Consider the following 13,211-nt stretch of genomic DNA (forward strand, 5'->3'; position numbering starts at 1 on the left):
GACCTCCCTTTCCACGGCTGCCTTGTTTTGTTCAGATCTCGACCTTGGTGGCCTTTCCCTGTTCTTTCGCCAGTTCGACCACGGCCCTCGCGACGGCCAGATCCTGCAAGCCCACGCCGGTGCCGTCGAAGATGGTGATCTCTGCATTGCCGCGTCCCTCGTGCTGGCCGGTGATGACCTGACCCAAGGGGATGACATCGCTTTCGGAAATCAGTTTCTGCGCCGCCGCGTGCTGGAATTCACCGATGCTGAGCGATTGGGCAACTTCGTCGGTAAACAGGCGCGCACGGGCGACAAGGGCGGGGTCCAGCTCCTGCTTGCCCTTGGTGTCGGTGCCCATGGCCGCGATATGGGTCGGGCCCTTGACGTGACCGTCCAGCAGAAGCGGCTCAAAGGCCGAGGTGATGCTGACAATCACGTCCGCCTGTTCGCCCAGGGTCGGCAGGTCCACGGCCTCGAACGGCAGGCCCAGCTCGGCGGCGGTGTCGGCCAGGCGGGTCAGCATGTCGGGATGCGGGTTCCAGCCGATGACCTTCTCGAAATTGCCGAAGCGCACGGCGGCGCGCATCTGGAAGGCGGACTGGTGGCCCGCCCCGATCATGCCCAGCACCTTGGCGCCTTGCGGCGCCAGGTATTTGCTGCTGACCGCGCTTGCCGCCGCCGTGCGCAGGGCGGTGAGCAGGTTCCCTCCGACCGCTGCCGACACGCGTCCCGTATCCGGGTCGAACAGGAACACGGTGGACTGATGGTTGATCAGCCCGTGACCCGCGTTGTTCGGCCAATATCCCCCGGCCTTCAACCCCAGCGTCATGCCCGCCCCGTCGAAGCCGCCCTTGAAGCCGTAAAGCGCATCCTCGTGCCCGATGGCCTCGCGCACGACGGGGAAGTTGCGGGCATCCCCCCGCGCCATGGCGGCGAAGACCGCCTCGACCGCGTCGAACGCGGCCTCGGGGGTCATCAGCCCGGCGATCTCGGATTCAGGAACGACCCACATTCAGAAGGCTTTCCCGCGCGCGGACACCGGCCACAGGGCTTCCACCTTGCCGTTGCGGACGCCCACATACCAGTCATGGACGTTGCAGGTCGGATCGCAATGGCCCGGCACCAGCCGCAGCTTGTCGTTGACCTTGAGGACGCCGTTCGGATCCTCGACCACGCCGTGTTCGTCGCTGCACTTGATGTATTTCACATCCGTGCGGCCATAGACGAAGGGCAGCCCACTATCGACCGACTGCGCCTTGAGGCCCGCGTCCACCACCGCCAGATGCGGCTTGGCGTGGGACATGACCGAGGTGAGGATGAACAGCGCGTTTTCCCATTCGCCCTGGTCGATGCGGCGGCCGTCCTTGTCGTGGATGCGGCCATAGTCGGCATCCATGAAGGCATAGCTGCCACACTGCAATTCGTTGTAAACGCCCGAATTGCTTTCGAAATAATAGCTGCCGGTGCCGCCGCCGGAAACGAACTGCGGCTCCAGCCCCTCGGCCTTCAGCGCGTCCACCGCATCCTTGACCTGCGCGATAGCGGCGTCCAGCTTGGCCTTGCGGTCGTCATAGCTGTCCATGTGCTGCATCGCGCCCTGATAGGCCTGGATGCCCTTGAAGGTCAGGTTCGGCGCGGCGGCGACGGCCTGGGCGATCTCGACCACTTCGGGCGTCGTCTTGACGCCGCAGCGCCCTGCGCCGCAGTCGATTTCCACGAAGACGCCCAGTTCGGTGCCGTGCTTTTGCGCCGCCGCCGACAGATCGGCCACGTTCGCCACGTCATCGACGCAGACCGTCACGGTCGCGCCCAGCTTGGGCATCCGCGCCAGACGGTCGATCTTGGCCGCGTCGCGGACCTGGTTGCTGACCAGAATGTCCTTGATGCCGCCACGGGCAAAGACCTCGGCTTCACTGACCTTCTGGCAGCAGACGCCGATGGCGCCGCCAAGGGATTCCTGCAATTTCTGCACGTCCACCGACTTGTGCATCTTGCCATGGCTGCGGTGGCGCATGTTATGCGCCTTGGCGTAATCGCCCATCTTCCTGATGTTGCGCTCCAGCGCGTCCAGATCCAGGATCAGGCAGGGCGTCTGGATGTCCGCCTCGTCCATGCCCGGCAGCGCGGGCACGTCGAAGCCGACTTCCAGATTGTCGAAGTTCACGGGTGCGTTCATGGTGGCGCTCCTTAGATCCAGGGCAGCTTGTCGAGATCGACATTGCCGCCGGTGATGATGATGCCGACGCGCTTGCCGGCGAATGCGTCCTTGTTCTTCAGGATGGTCGCCAGCGGCACGGCGCTGCTTGGCTCCATCACGACGCGCAGATGCTTCCAGATCAGCTTCATCGCGTCGATGATTTCCGCGTCGGATGCGGTGTAGATCTCGGACACGTGGTTGCTGACGAAATGCCAGGTCAGATCCTTCAGCGGCACCAGCAACCCGTCCGCGATGGTCTTGGGTGCGTCGTCGGCGATGATATGGCCCGCCTTGAAGCTGCGATAGGCGTCGTCGGCCTGTTCCGGTTCCGCCGCGATCACCTTCACCTCGGGCGCCAGCGTGGAAAGCGTCAGGCAGGTGCCCGAGATCATGCCGCCGCCGCCAATGGGCGCCACAACCATGTCCAGCCCGTCGGTCTGCTCCATGAACTCGCGCGCGCAGGTGCCCTGCCCGGCGATCACGCGCGGGTCGTTGTAGGGGTGGACGAAATCGCCGCCGGTCGCCGCCTGAACTTGCGCAAAGGTCGCCTCGCGCGAGCTGGTGGACGGTTCGCATTCGGTAATGACCCCGCCATAGCGGCGCACGGTGTCCTTCTTGGCCTGCGGCGCGGTGCGCGGCATGACCACGTTGCAGGGGATCCCCCGGCGCATCGCCGCATAGGACAGGCAGGACGCGTGGTTGCCCGAGCTGTGCGTGGCAACGCCCTTGGCCGCCTGCGCCTCGTCCAGGCCGAAGACCGCGTTGGCGGCGCCGCGGACCTTGAAGGCCCCCGGCTCTTGGAAGTTCTCGCATTTGAAGAACAGTTGCGCGCCGGTCAGGTCGTTCAGGTAATCCGACACGCGGACCGGCGTGCGGCGGATATAGGGCTGGATGCGGTCATGCGCGGCCAGCATGTCCTCGTAAGTGGGAATATCCATGGCGTCCCTCATCACGCGGCCTTTTGCAGGGCGGCGGCGCTGTGGCGGTAATGGTCCTGGGCGGCGGCGACACCGCTGCCCAGCGTCACGGGCAGGCCCAGATCGGCCATGACCATTTCCGCCGTGGCGATGCCCGACAGAGCCATGACATCGGTCAGGCTGCCCAGATGGCCGATGCGGAACACCTTGCCCGCAACATCGCCAAGCCCGGTCCCGAAGGCCACGCCATAGGCGTTCAGCGCGTGGCTGACGATCTTGTTGGCGTCGAACCCTTCCGGCGTGCGGATCGCGCTCACGCTGTCGGAATAAAGCTCGGGGCGCTTGGCGCAAAGCTGCATCCCCCAGGCCCCGACCGCGCGGCGCACGCCCTCGGCGATGCGGTGGTGGCGGGCGAAGACGTTCTCCAGCCCCTCGTCCAGCAGCATGTCGCAGGCGACGTTCAGCCCGTTCAGCAGCCCGACCGGCGGCGTATAGGGATAGCCGTTGGCGGCATAGCCCCTGGCCATGTCGCGGATGTCGAAGAAGGTGCGCGGCAGCGTCGCGGTCTCGACAGCCGCCATGGCCTTGGGCGAGAAGCCGACGATGGCGAGGCCAGGGGGCAGCATGAAGCCCTTCTGGCTGCCGGTCACGGCAATATCGACGCCCCATTCGTCCATGCGGAAATCATAGCACGCAATGGATGAAACCCCGTCCACGAACAACAGCGCCGGGTGGCCTGCCGCATCCAGGGCGCGGCGAACGGCGGCGATGTCGCTGCGCACGCCGGTCGCGGTCTCGTTATGGGTGGCCAGGACGACCTTGATCTGATGCGCCTTGTCGGCGGTCAGGATTTCCTCGAAACGGTCGGCGGGAACGCCCTCGCCCCATTCCTGGGCGACGACCTCAACGTCCAGCCCGTGGCGCTGGCACATGTCGATCCAGCGGTGGCTGAACATGCCGTTGCGGGTCGCCAGAACCTTGTCGCCGGGCGACAGCGTGTTGGTGATCGCGGTTTCCCAGCCGCCGGTCCCGGTCGAGGGGAAGACGAAGACCTGCCCCTGCGTGGTCTTCAGCACCTTCTTCACACCCTCCAGCGCGGGATGCAGGATCCGCCCGAAGACCGGGCTGCGATGGTCGATCGTGGGCATGTCCACGGCCTTGCGCAGCACCTCGGGGATATTGGTCGGGCCGGGAATGAACACGGGATTCTGGCTGGTCATGGCTGTTCCTCCTCTGATAAGCGCAGGATACCCCCTGCGGCCAGATGCCACAATTTTTCTGGAAAACATTTCCATTTTGGCGATAAAAGCCGAAATAGCGGAGCAGTTCAGGGACTTGGCATTTTTCAAAGGTGCCGCCACGATTTTCGCGCTTTCGGATATGTATTCTTTAGGAAGGGACGAAAATGTCAGAACCGACACGTCGCAGGGGCCGCCCCCGCAGCGCCAAGGACACAGGCGGCACGGTGCAGGTGCTGGACCGCGCGCTGGACATGCTGGATCTGCTGGCCGCCCATCCCAGCCTGACGTTGAGCGAGGTGGCCGAGCGGATGGAGCAGTCGCCCTCGACCGTGCATCGCCTGCTGCATTCGCTGGCGGCGCGCGGCATGGTGGAAAGCGACCCGGCCACGCAGGCCTGGAACATCGGCCCCGCGACCTTCCGGCTGGGGTCTGCCTTCATGCGCCGGTCGGGCATCGTCGAACGCGCCCGCCCGATCCTGCAAGCTCTGATGAAGCATACCGGCGAAACCGCGAACCTGGGGATCCTGAACGGCGACGCGGTGCTGTTCGTCAGCCAGGCCGAAACGCAGGAAACCATCCGCGCCTTCTTTCCGCCCGGCACCCGGTCGCCCCTGCACGCGTCCGGCATCGGCAAGGCGCTGCTGGCCTTCGGCCGCCCCGAGATTCTGCGCGGCTATCTGGACGGTCCCGGCCTGACACGGTTCACCGACCGCACGCTGACCACGCCCGATGCCCTGTCCGAGGACATGGCCCGCATCCGCGCCCGCGGCTTTTCCTTCGACGACGAGGAAAAATCGCGCGGAATGCGCTGCATCGCCGCCCCGGTCTTCGACCTGACCGGAGAGGCGATCGCAGGCGTCAGCGTCAGCGGCCCGACCCACCGGATCGGGCATGAACACGTCAAGACGCTGGGTGCGGTCGTGGCGGCGGCGGCGGCGGAACTGTCTGCGGCGATGGGGGGCTGAACCCTAAAGGTGCCGCTGGAAATCCATGCGCTGATGCAGGATGCGCAGGATTTCCACGGTCCCGACAGGGTCGCGGCGGAAGAAGATGACATGGCGGTTGCAGCGGCAGGACATGACGCCCGGACGGATGGCGGACCGCTGCTGGCCCGCAACAGCGCCATCCCGTATTCGGTCGAACATCGTCGCAAAATCGCCGAGATAGTTGTTCCGCTGTGCCACGCCCCAGTTCTGCTGATTATAGCGGCCGATGCCTTTCAAATCCTCTCGTGCCAGCGACGAAATCAGCAAGTCAGGCACGCTTCCGGTTTTCCCCATCGAGTTCGGACAGGATCATGTCCATGTCGAAGGGCGCCAGCTCCCCGCGCTCTGCCTCTTGCCAAGCAGGTTCAATCGCCTCGCGCAACCGTTGCAACCTGGCCTCGTCGCTTTCCTCGGTGGCGATCTTCAGGCGCAGCGCCTCTCGGATCACCTCGGAGGCGTTGTTGTAAAGGCCCGAGGCGACCTTCCGGCGGACATAGTCTTCCAGCTTTTCCGTCAGCGATACATGCATGGCGCAGGCTCCGTGTTCTGACACGAAGCCTACAATCCTTGTCAAAGCCTGTCCATCAATGCCCCCCGAAGAACGCGAACTTGATCACGAACAGCGCCGCCACGATCCAGGTCGCCAGGTGCACCTGCGACGCCTTGCCGGTCAGCAGCTTGATCACCGCATAGCTGATGAAGCCGAAGGCCAGGCCGTTGGCGATGGAATAGGTAAAGGGCATCGCCAGGGCGGTCAGGACGGCGGGGGCGGCCTCGGTCACGTCCTCCCAGGCGATCTCGGCCAGTTCGCGGACCATCAGGGTCGCCACATACAGCAGCGCGGGCGCGGTGGCATAGGCGGGCACCGATCCGGCCAGCGGCGCGAAGAACATCGCCAGCAGGAACAGCAGCGCCACAACCAGGGCCGTCAGCCCGGTGCGCCCGCCCGCCTGCACGCCCGACGCGCTTTCGACATAGGCGGTGGTCGACGACGTGCCCAGCATCGAGCCGACGGTGATCGCGGTCGAATCCGCCATCAGCGCGCGCGACAGGCCGGGATTGGTATGGGCCGGGCCTTCCTTCAGCAGGCCCGCGCGCTTGGCGACGCCGATCAGCGTGCCGGTGGCGTCGAAGACCTCGACCAGGACCATGACCAGGATGACGTGGAAGATGCCGTAATGCAGCGCCCCCATGATATCCAGTTGCAGCAGTGTCGGCGCGATGGATGGCGGCATCGACATCACGCCCCCGAACTGGCTGACGCCCAGCAGGATCGACGCGACCGTGACCACCAGGATGCCGATCAGGATCGCCCCCGTCACCCGCAGCGCGTCCAGCGCCACGATGATGAAGAAGCCCAGGATCGCCAGCAGGGTGCCCGCGTTGGTCAGGTCGCCCAAGGCGACCAGCGTCGCCTCGCTGCCGACCACGATGCCCGAGGATTTCAGCGCGATGATGCCCAGGAACATGCCGATCCCGGCGGCGACCCCGCTGCGCATCGACAGCGGGATCCCCGCCACCAGCCAGCGGCGGATGCCGGTAGCCGACAGGATCAGGAAGATGATGCCGCTGATGAAGACCGCGCCCAATGCCTGCTGCCAGGTGAAGCCCATGGCGCCGACGACGGTAAAGGCGAAAAAGGCGTTCAGGCCCATGCCCGGCGCCATGCCGATCGGCCAGTTGGCCCACAGCCCCATCACCGCCGAGCCGATGGCGGCAGCCAGGCAGGTGGCGATGAACACGGCGTTGCGGTCCATCCCCGTGGTCGACAGGATGTCGGGGTTGACGAAGATGATATAGGCCATCGTCAGGAAGGTGGTGATTCCGGCGATCACCTCCGTCCTGACAGTGCTGCCATGCTGCGACAGCTTGAAGTAGCGTTCCATGGGTTCCCTCCCGCGCGGCTTCCTCCGGCCGCCATGCGCGCAGCTTACGGGGGCCGTGACGGACGCAACAATCGGCCCCAGCCCGCAAGTCTTTCAATGGTCATTTGAAAGCGCAGGCGATCTTTTCCGATTCGTTGATACAGAATTGTGCCACTGCCCGCTTGCCGCGCAGGCCGTCGCGCGGTTTGCTGTGGCAATGCCGCCACGGAAAGGATGCCCCATGCGCTATAGCCGCGACCTGCGAGGATATGGAGAAACAACCCCCGACCCGCAATGGCCCGGCGGCGCCCGGATCGCGGTGCAGATCGTCGTCAACTACGAGGAAGGCGGCGAGAACAGCATCGAACATGGCGACGCCGCCAGCGAGGCCTTCCTGTCCGAAATCATCGGCGCCCAGCCCTGGCCGGGCAAGCGGCACTGGAACATGGAATCGATCTATGACTATGGCGCGCGGGCCGGGTTCTGGCGGCTGCACCGGCTTTTGAAGGACATCCCCGTCACCGTGTATGGCGTCGCCACGGCGCTGGAACGCAGCCCCGAACAGGTCGCCGCGATGAAGTCCGCCGGATGGGAGATCGCGACCCACGGGCTGAAATGGATCGACTACAAGGACATCCCGCGCGAGGTCGAGGCCGACCACATCGCCCAGGCCATAGCCCTGCACACCGCCGTCACCGGCGAACGCCCGCGCGGCTTCTATCAGGGCCGCACGTCCATGAACACGGTGGCGCTTGGCTGCGAGGAAGGCGGCTTCGAATACCTGGCCGACACCATCGCCGACGACCTGCCCTATTGGCATGTCCACAATGGCAGACCGCAGCTGATGGTGCCCTATACGATGGACGCCAACGACATGCGGTTCTCCAGCGGCCAGGGCTTCGGCACCGGGGTCGAATTCTTCGATTACCTGCGCGACAGCTTCGACGTGCTTTATGCAGAAGGCCAGGCGGGCGCGCCCAAGATGATGAGCGTCGGCCTGCATTGCCGCCTTGCCGGGCGTCCGGGCCGGGCCATGGCGATCCAGCGGTTCCTGGACCACTGCCGCGCGCATGAAGGCGTCTGGTTCGCCAGCCGCCTGGACATCGCGCGCCACTGGGCCGAGGTGCATCCCTGGCAGCCGCGCCAACGCCCGTCCGAGATGGATCGCGACAGCTTCGTCCAGAAATTCGGCGGCATCTACGAACATTCCCCCTGGATCGCCGAACGCGTCTGGGACGGCGAGATGGGCGCGGTCCATGACAGCGCGGCGGGGCTTGCCGCGCGCATGGCGCAGGTGTTCCGCAGCGCCTCGGACGAGGAACGGCTGGGCGTTCTGAACGCCCACCCGGATCTGGCGGGCAAGCTGGCGCAGGCCAAGCGCCTGACCGCCGACAGCACCGCCGAACAGGCCAGCGCGGGCCTCGACAGCCTGACGGACGAGGAACGCGCCACCTTCACCCGCCTGAACGACGCCTATGTCGCCAAGCACGGCTTTCCCTTCATCATCGCCGTGCGCGACCATGACAAGCCCGGCATCATGCGCGCCATGCAGGCCCGCATCGACAACGACACCCCCACCGAACGCGCCGAGGCCGAACGCCAGGTCGCGCGAATCGGCGAGCTTCGCCTGAAAGAGGCCCTGAAATGAACGATCTTCCCCCCGCCGGCGCGCCGACCGGCGACATCGCCGAAGTCCCCGTCGCCCAGCCCAACCGCGTGCCCTATGCCGGGCCGGTCGCCGGCCTGCCGCCGCAGACCGGGATGACCACCGACACCGCCGTCTTTACGGAAGCCTATGCGGTCATCCCCCGCACCGTGATGCGCGATATCGTGACCAGCTATCTGCCCGGCTGGACGGGGATGCGCATGTGGATGATCGCGCGCCCCTTGTCCGGTTTCGCCGAAACCTTCAGCCAGTACATCGTCGAACTGGCCGAGGGCGGCGGATCGGACAACCCCGACGACGACCCGGAAATCCAGCACGCCCTGTTCGTCACCGGCGGAGAGATGTCCGTCACCATCGACGGCGCCGAGCATCTGCTGCGTCCGGGCGGCTTCGCCTATGTGCCCCCCGGCACCATCTGGTCCGTGAAGAACACCACCCCCGGCAACACCGGGTTCCACTGGTGGCGCAAGCGCTGGCAGCCGGTCGAGGGCGTCAGGCGCCCCGACCCGATCATCGCCCAGGAACAGGACATCGCGCCGTCCATGATGCCCGACACGGACGGCGCCTGGGGCACCACGCGCTTCATGGACCCGGCCGACCTGCGCCACGACATGCACATCACCGTCGTGACCTTCAAGCCGGGCGGATCCATTCCCTTCGCGGAAACCCATGTGATGGAACACGGCCTGTTCGTGCTGGAGGGCAAGGCCGTCTATCGCCTGAACCGCGACTGGGTCGAGGTGGGCCCCGGCGATTTCATGTGGCTGCGCGCCTTCTGCCCGCAGGCCTGCTATGCGGGCGGGCCGGGGCCGTTCCGGTATCTGCTTTACAAGGACGTGAACCGCCACGCGCCGATGTGGCCCAACAGATAGGCGAAAGGCCGGGCCTGGTGCCCGGCCTTTGTCGTCATAGATCGTAAATCTGCCCGAACTTCTGTTCCAGATAGGCCAGCAGCGGCTCGGGCGTCACATCTCCGCCGGTCGCCTCCTCGATCAGCGTGCGCGGGCGCTTCAACCCGCCATGGCGCTGCACGGTCTCGCGCAGCCATTCGACGGCGGGCGCGGCATCGCCCGCCGCCAGCGAGGCGTCCAAGTCCGGCACCGCATCGCGCATCGCCCGATTCAGGCAGCCCGCAAAGACGTTGCCCAGGGCATAGGTCGGGAAATAGCCGAACAGGCCCACTGCCCAATGCACGTCCTGCAAGACGCCATTCGCCGGGCGGTCCACCACAACGCCGAAATCGCGCAGGAAACGGGCGTTCCAGGCCTCGGGCAGGTCGTCCACGCCCAGGCGCCCGGCGATCAGGTCGCGTTCCAGGTCGAAGCGCATCATGATGTGCAGGTTGTATTGCACCTCGTCGGCCTCGGTGCGGATGAAGCCGGGGGTGACGCGGTTCACGGTCGCATAGAAGGCATCCGCGTCGGCGATGTTCAGCCCGTCGAAGGCGTCCGACATGCGGTGGAACAGCCAGCCGGTGAAGGCCCGGCCCCGGCCCATCTGGTTTTCATAGATGCGGCTCTGGCTTTCATGGACGCCCATCGACACGCCCCGGCCCAGCGGCGTGAAGGCGTAATCCGGGTCGATGCCCAGCTCATAGCTGGAATGGCCGACCTCGTGGATGGTGGAATAGAGGCAGTTGAAGGGATCGGTCTCCACCACCCGCGTGGTGATGCGGCTGTCCTGCCAGCGGCCGCTGCTGAAAGGATGGACGGCGATGTCCATCCGCCCCCGCGTCCAGTCATAGCCAAAGGCCGTCGCGCAGATGCGGGCCAGCCGGATCTGGGTTTCCTGCGGGAAATGGCCGGTCAGCGGCTGCGGCTGACTGTCCGCACCCAACACCTGTTCGCGCAGCGCGACCAGACGCGGGCGCATGGCGTCGAACATGGCGGCGATTTCCGCGCCCGTCATGCCCTGTTCGTAATCGTCCAGCAGCGCGTCATACAAATCGCCGCCCTCGGCCAGGGCGGCCGCTTCCTCGCGCTTCAGCATCAGCACCTGATCCAGCGTCGGCAGGAAATCCTCGGGCGCGTCCTTGGCCCGCGCCTCGGCCCAGATACCTTGCGCCAGCGATGTCGTCCGCGCCAGTTCCTGCGCCAGCCGCGCCGGGATGCGGCTGGCCCGGCCGAAATCGCGGGCGATCAGTTCGACCGAACGCGACTCGGCCTCGGTCTGCGGCTCGGCGACCTCCAGCCATTCGCCGATGCGCGGATCGGTGCGGCGTTCGTGCAGCACCGCTTCGATGGCGGCCATCTCCTCGGCCCGCTGTTCGACCGCGCCGCGCGGCATCACGGTTTCCTGGTCCCAGCCCAGCCGTTCGGCAATCGAAGACAGCGCCTCGGTCTGGCGTTGAAAGGCAAGCAGGTCGTTGATGGCCGTCATCGGATGGTCCCCCTGACCGAAGTTTCATGCGGGTAACGCGCGTGATGCCGCGCCCGGATGATCAGCGCGAACAGCGCCACCGCGCCCAACTGGTGCGTCAACGCCAAGGCCAAGGGCGAGGCGTGGATCACGTTCATGATCCCCAGGCCAACCTGCACCGCAACGGCCACCAGCATGACGGTAAAGGCCCCCCGCGTCACGGGATGCGGCGACCGGCGGGCGCGCAGCCAGACGACCACGGCAAAGATCGCCAGCAGATATCCCACCATGCGATGGACGAACTGCACCAGGGCCGGGTTCTCGAACAGATTGCGCCAGCCAAGCGCGGCATCCCAGATCAGCGACGGGATCCATTCCCCGCCCATGGTCGGCCAGCCGGTATAGGTGCGACCGGCGTCGATGCCCGCGACCAACGCGCCGATCAGGATCTGGCAAAAGGCCAGGTGCATCAGGCCGGTGGACATGGAAAACAGCTTGGCTTCCCCGGCGCGGCGGGCGCGCAGCAGGTCGGCCTCGGTCCGGCCCAGCAGCAGGACATACCACACGATCAGGCCCAGGATGACGAAGGCAAGGCCAAGATGCGTGGCCAGGCGATAAGAGGCGACGCGAACCATGCCTTCCGTCAGGCCGGAACTGACCATCCACCAGCCGATGGCGCCTTGCAGCCCGCCAAGCGCGCCCAGGCCCAGAAGGCGCGGCGTCCAGCCGGTCGGGATGCGCCTGGTCGCCAGGAAGAAGGCGAAGCCCGCCGCCCAGACCAGGCCGACCAGGCGGCCCAACAGGCGGTGCGACCATTCCCACCAGTAGATCTGCTTGAAGCCCGCCAGATCCATGTCCGGGTTGACCTCGACATATTGGGGGATCTGCTTGTAAGCCTCGAATTTCGCTTGCCATTCCGCCTGTGTGGTCGGCGGGATGGTGCCCGTCACCGGCGCCCATTCGACGATCGACAGGCCCGATCCGGTCAGCCGCGTGGCCCCGCCCAGGGCGATCATCGCCAGGACCATCACGAACAGCACCATCATCCAGATGCGGATCGCGCGCCGCGCGCCGCGAGAGGCGCCATTGCGGGCGGCGTCGATCATGCCGGTCCGGGCGACGGGGCGGCTGCTGGCGGTGGGGTCAAGGACTTCCTCGAAAACGGGGCGCTTGGCCATCGCTTGCTCCTTCAGGTCGGGCAGAGGGTAGGTGGGGGTCAGCGCCGGGTCAACTGCCGCAGCATCCCGTGCAGGATGCGCACGTCGCCCCGCGTCAGGGCCAGGCGCGACCACATGTTGCGCAGGTTCAGCCGCATGGAGGCGGCCTTGGTCTCGGGGAAGAAGAAGCCCGCCTCGGTCAGGCGTTCCTCGAAATGATCGCCCAGTTTTTCGATCTCCAGCCGGTCGGCCGGGGCGATGGCCTCGGGGCGGGCGTGGTGGGGGGACGGCTCGGCGGGCAGCAGATCGCGGCCGTATTCATATCCCATCAGCAGCACCGCCTGCGCCAGGTTCAACGAGGGGAAATCGGGGTTCACCGGCACCGTCACGATGGCGTTGGCACGGGCCACGTCGTCGTTTTCCAGCCCCGTGCGTTCCGGGCCGAAGATGATCGCGCAGCGCCCGTCATGGTCGCGCGCCATCTGCATTGCGGTGGCGGGGGTGTGGACGGGTTTCGACAGCTCCCGTCCCCGCGCGGTGGTGGCGAAGGCGAAGTCGATGCCTTCCATCGCCTCGGCCAGGGTCGGATAGATGCGCGCGCGGTCCAGAACCTGCCCCGCCGCGCCGGACGCCATGGCGACGGCGCGCGGGTTCGGCCAGACGTCGCGGGGATCGACCAGCCGCATCTCGGTCAGGCCGAAATTCAGCATGGCGCGGGCGGCGGCGCCGATATTCTCGCCCATCTGCGGGCGGACGAGGATGACGACGGGCTGGCGATTGCTGTGCATGGTGGCCAGATAGTCCGTCTGGCGGCGGGCGGCAAGCTGCGCTATGGGCGAGCG

At 66.3% G+C, this 13,211-nt stretch carries 13 protein-coding genes; 3 read left to right on the top strand and 10 right to left on the bottom strand.

Features of this window, described 5'->3' with window-relative positions:
- Window positions 1-31 precede the first annotated feature (31 nt).
- The 4 genes from bhcD to bhcA are packed head-to-tail and all read right to left on the bottom strand — an operon-like array spanning window position 32 to window position 4,316.
- Entirely contained in the window at window positions 32-994 is a 963-nt protein-coding gene (gene bhcD, locus PARHAE_RS10645) for an iminosuccinate reductase BhcD (RefSeq protein WP_126154591.1), read from the bottom strand.
- On the bottom strand, window positions 995-2,158 hold the full coding sequence (gene bhcC, locus PARHAE_RS10650; protein WP_126154592.1) for a 3-hydroxy-D-aspartate aldolase BhcC: 1,164 nt from the start codon (window positions 2,156-2,158) through the stop codon (window positions 995-997).
- 11 nt (window positions 2,159-2,169) lie between these two features.
- Window positions 2,170-3,129 carry a beta-hydroxyaspartate dehydratase BhcB gene (gene bhcB / locus PARHAE_RS10655; protein WP_126154593.1) on the bottom strand — a complete coding sequence of 320 codons (960 nt, stop codon included), beginning with the start codon at window positions 3,127-3,129 and terminating at the stop codon, window positions 2,170-2,172.
- Window positions 3,129-4,316: an L-aspartate--glyoxylate aminotransferase BhcA gene (gene bhcA / locus PARHAE_RS10660; protein WP_126154594.1), complete on the bottom strand. Its 1,188-nt coding sequence runs from the start codon at window positions 4,314-4,316 to the stop codon at window positions 3,129-3,131. The genes bhcB and bhcA overlap by 1 nt, the downstream gene beginning before the upstream one ends.
- Window positions 4,317-4,501: 185 nt before the next feature.
- Between bhcA and bhcR the strand changes: the two genes are divergently transcribed.
- Window positions 4,502-5,302: an HTH-type transcriptional regulator BhcR gene (bhcR, locus tag PARHAE_RS10665; protein ID WP_126154595.1), complete on the top strand. Its 801-nt coding sequence runs from the start codon at window positions 4,502-4,504 to the stop codon at window positions 5,300-5,302.
- A 3-nt stretch (window positions 5,303-5,305) separates the two neighbouring features.
- On the opposite strand, the gene PARHAE_RS10670 is transcribed toward bhcR, so the two are convergent.
- Genes PARHAE_RS10670 through PARHAE_RS10680 form a run of 3 tightly spaced genes read right to left on the bottom strand, consistent with a single transcriptional unit; the run spans window position 5,306 to window position 7,209 of the window.
- The gene (locus PARHAE_RS10670; RefSeq protein ID WP_164555215.1) at window positions 5,306-5,599 is read right to left on the bottom strand and encodes a type II toxin-antitoxin system RelE/ParE family toxin; all 294 of its coding nucleotides are present in this window, start codon (window positions 5,597-5,599) and stop codon (window positions 5,306-5,308) included.
- Window positions 5,592-5,876, bottom strand: a complete 285-nt coding sequence (locus PARHAE_RS10675) for a type II toxin-antitoxin system ParD family antitoxin (RefSeq protein ID WP_206436930.1) — start codon at window positions 5,874-5,876, stop codon at window positions 5,592-5,594. Before PARHAE_RS10675 ends, PARHAE_RS10670 begins: the two co-directional genes overlap by 8 nt.
- A gap of 31 nt (window positions 5,877-5,907) precedes the next feature.
- Window positions 5,908-7,209 carry an NCS2 family permease gene (locus tag PARHAE_RS10680; RefSeq protein ID WP_126154597.1) on the bottom strand — a complete coding sequence of 434 codons (1,302 nt, stop codon included), beginning with the start codon at window positions 7,207-7,209 and terminating at the stop codon, window positions 5,908-5,910.
- 220 nt (window positions 7,210-7,429) lie between these two features.
- Here PARHAE_RS10680 and puuE point away from each other — a divergent pair, with 220 nt between their 5' ends.
- Both puuE and PARHAE_RS10690 read left to right on the top strand, forming a co-directional pair.
- A complete protein-coding gene (gene puuE, locus PARHAE_RS10685) occupies window positions 7,430-8,836 on the top strand; it encodes an allantoinase PuuE (protein ID WP_126154598.1) in 1,407 nt (468 codons plus the stop codon).
- Window positions 8,833-9,726 carry a bifunctional allantoicase/(S)-ureidoglycine aminohydrolase gene (locus PARHAE_RS10690; protein WP_126154599.1) on the top strand — a complete coding sequence of 298 codons (894 nt, stop codon included), beginning with the start codon at window positions 8,833-8,835 and terminating at the stop codon, window positions 9,724-9,726. Before puuE ends, PARHAE_RS10690 begins: the two co-directional genes overlap by 4 nt.
- A 34-nt stretch (window positions 9,727-9,760) precedes the next feature.
- On the opposite strand, the gene PARHAE_RS10695 is transcribed toward PARHAE_RS10690, so the two are convergent.
- From PARHAE_RS10695 to PARHAE_RS10705, 3 genes are read right to left on the bottom strand one after another with little or no spacing between them, the layout of a single operon-like run.
- Window positions 9,761-11,233, bottom strand: coding sequence for a carboxypeptidase M32 (locus tag PARHAE_RS10695; RefSeq protein ID WP_126154600.1), 1,473 nt, complete (start codon window positions 11,231-11,233; stop codon window positions 9,761-9,763).
- Complete coding sequence (gene ctaA / locus PARHAE_RS10700; RefSeq protein ID WP_126154601.1) at window positions 11,230-12,390, bottom strand: heme A synthase; 1,161 nt, start codon at window positions 12,388-12,390, stop codon at window positions 11,230-11,232. The genes PARHAE_RS10695 and ctaA overlap by 4 nt, the downstream gene beginning before the upstream one ends.
- A 38-nt stretch (window positions 12,391-12,428) precedes the next feature.
- Window positions 12,429-13,157: an RNA methyltransferase gene (locus PARHAE_RS10705; RefSeq protein WP_126154602.1), complete on the bottom strand. Its 729-nt coding sequence runs from the start codon at window positions 13,155-13,157 to the stop codon at window positions 12,429-12,431.
- Between the last annotated feature and the right edge of the window lie 54 nt (window positions 13,158-13,211).

Origin of the sequence: Paracoccus haematequi (assembly GCF_900631945.1) — a bacterium.
In the GTDB taxonomy this organism is placed as follows: Bacteria; Pseudomonadota; Alphaproteobacteria; order Rhodobacterales; family Rhodobacteraceae; genus Paracoccus; species Paracoccus haematequi_A.

What these genes read in the sequence shown, in the direction of transcription:
- bhcD (WP_126154591.1), bottom strand. Translation starts at nt 994, where the DNA reads ATGTGGGTCGTTCCTGAATCCGAGATCGCCGGGCTGATGACCCCCGAG.
- bhcC (WP_126154592.1), bottom strand. Translation starts at nt 2,158, where the DNA reads ATGAACGCACCCGTGAACTTCGACAATCTGGAAGTCGGCTTCGACGTG.
- bhcB (WP_126154593.1), bottom strand. Translation starts at nt 3,129, where the DNA reads ATGAGGGACGCCATGGATATTCCCACTTACGAGGACATGCTGGCCGCG.
- bhcA (WP_126154594.1), bottom strand. Translation starts at nt 4,316, where the DNA reads ATGACCAGCCAGAATCCCGTGTTCATTCCCGGCCCGACCAATATCCCC.
- bhcR (WP_126154595.1), top strand. Translation starts at nt 4,502, where the DNA reads ATGTCAGAACCGACACGTCGCAGGGGCCGCCCCCGCAGCGCCAAGGAC.
- PARHAE_RS10680 (WP_126154597.1), bottom strand. Translation starts at nt 7,209, where the DNA reads ATGGAACGCTACTTCAAGCTGTCGCAGCATGGCAGCACTGTCAGGACG.
- puuE (WP_126154598.1), top strand. Translation starts at nt 7,430, where the DNA reads ATGCGCTATAGCCGCGACCTGCGAGGATATGGAGAAACAACCCCCGAC.
- PARHAE_RS10690 (WP_126154599.1), top strand. Translation starts at nt 8,833, where the DNA reads ATGAACGATCTTCCCCCCGCCGGCGCGCCGACCGGCGACATCGCCGAA.
- PARHAE_RS10695 (WP_126154600.1), bottom strand. Translation starts at nt 11,233, where the DNA reads ATGACGGCCATCAACGACCTGCTTGCCTTTCAACGCCAGACCGAGGCG.
- ctaA (WP_126154601.1), bottom strand. Translation starts at nt 12,390, where the DNA reads ATGGCCAAGCGCCCCGTTTTCGAGGAAGTCCTTGACCCCACCGCCAGC.
- PARHAE_RS10705 (WP_126154602.1), bottom strand. Translation starts at nt 13,157, where the DNA reads ATGCACAGCAATCGCCAGCCCGTCGTCATCCTCGTCCGCCCGCAGATG.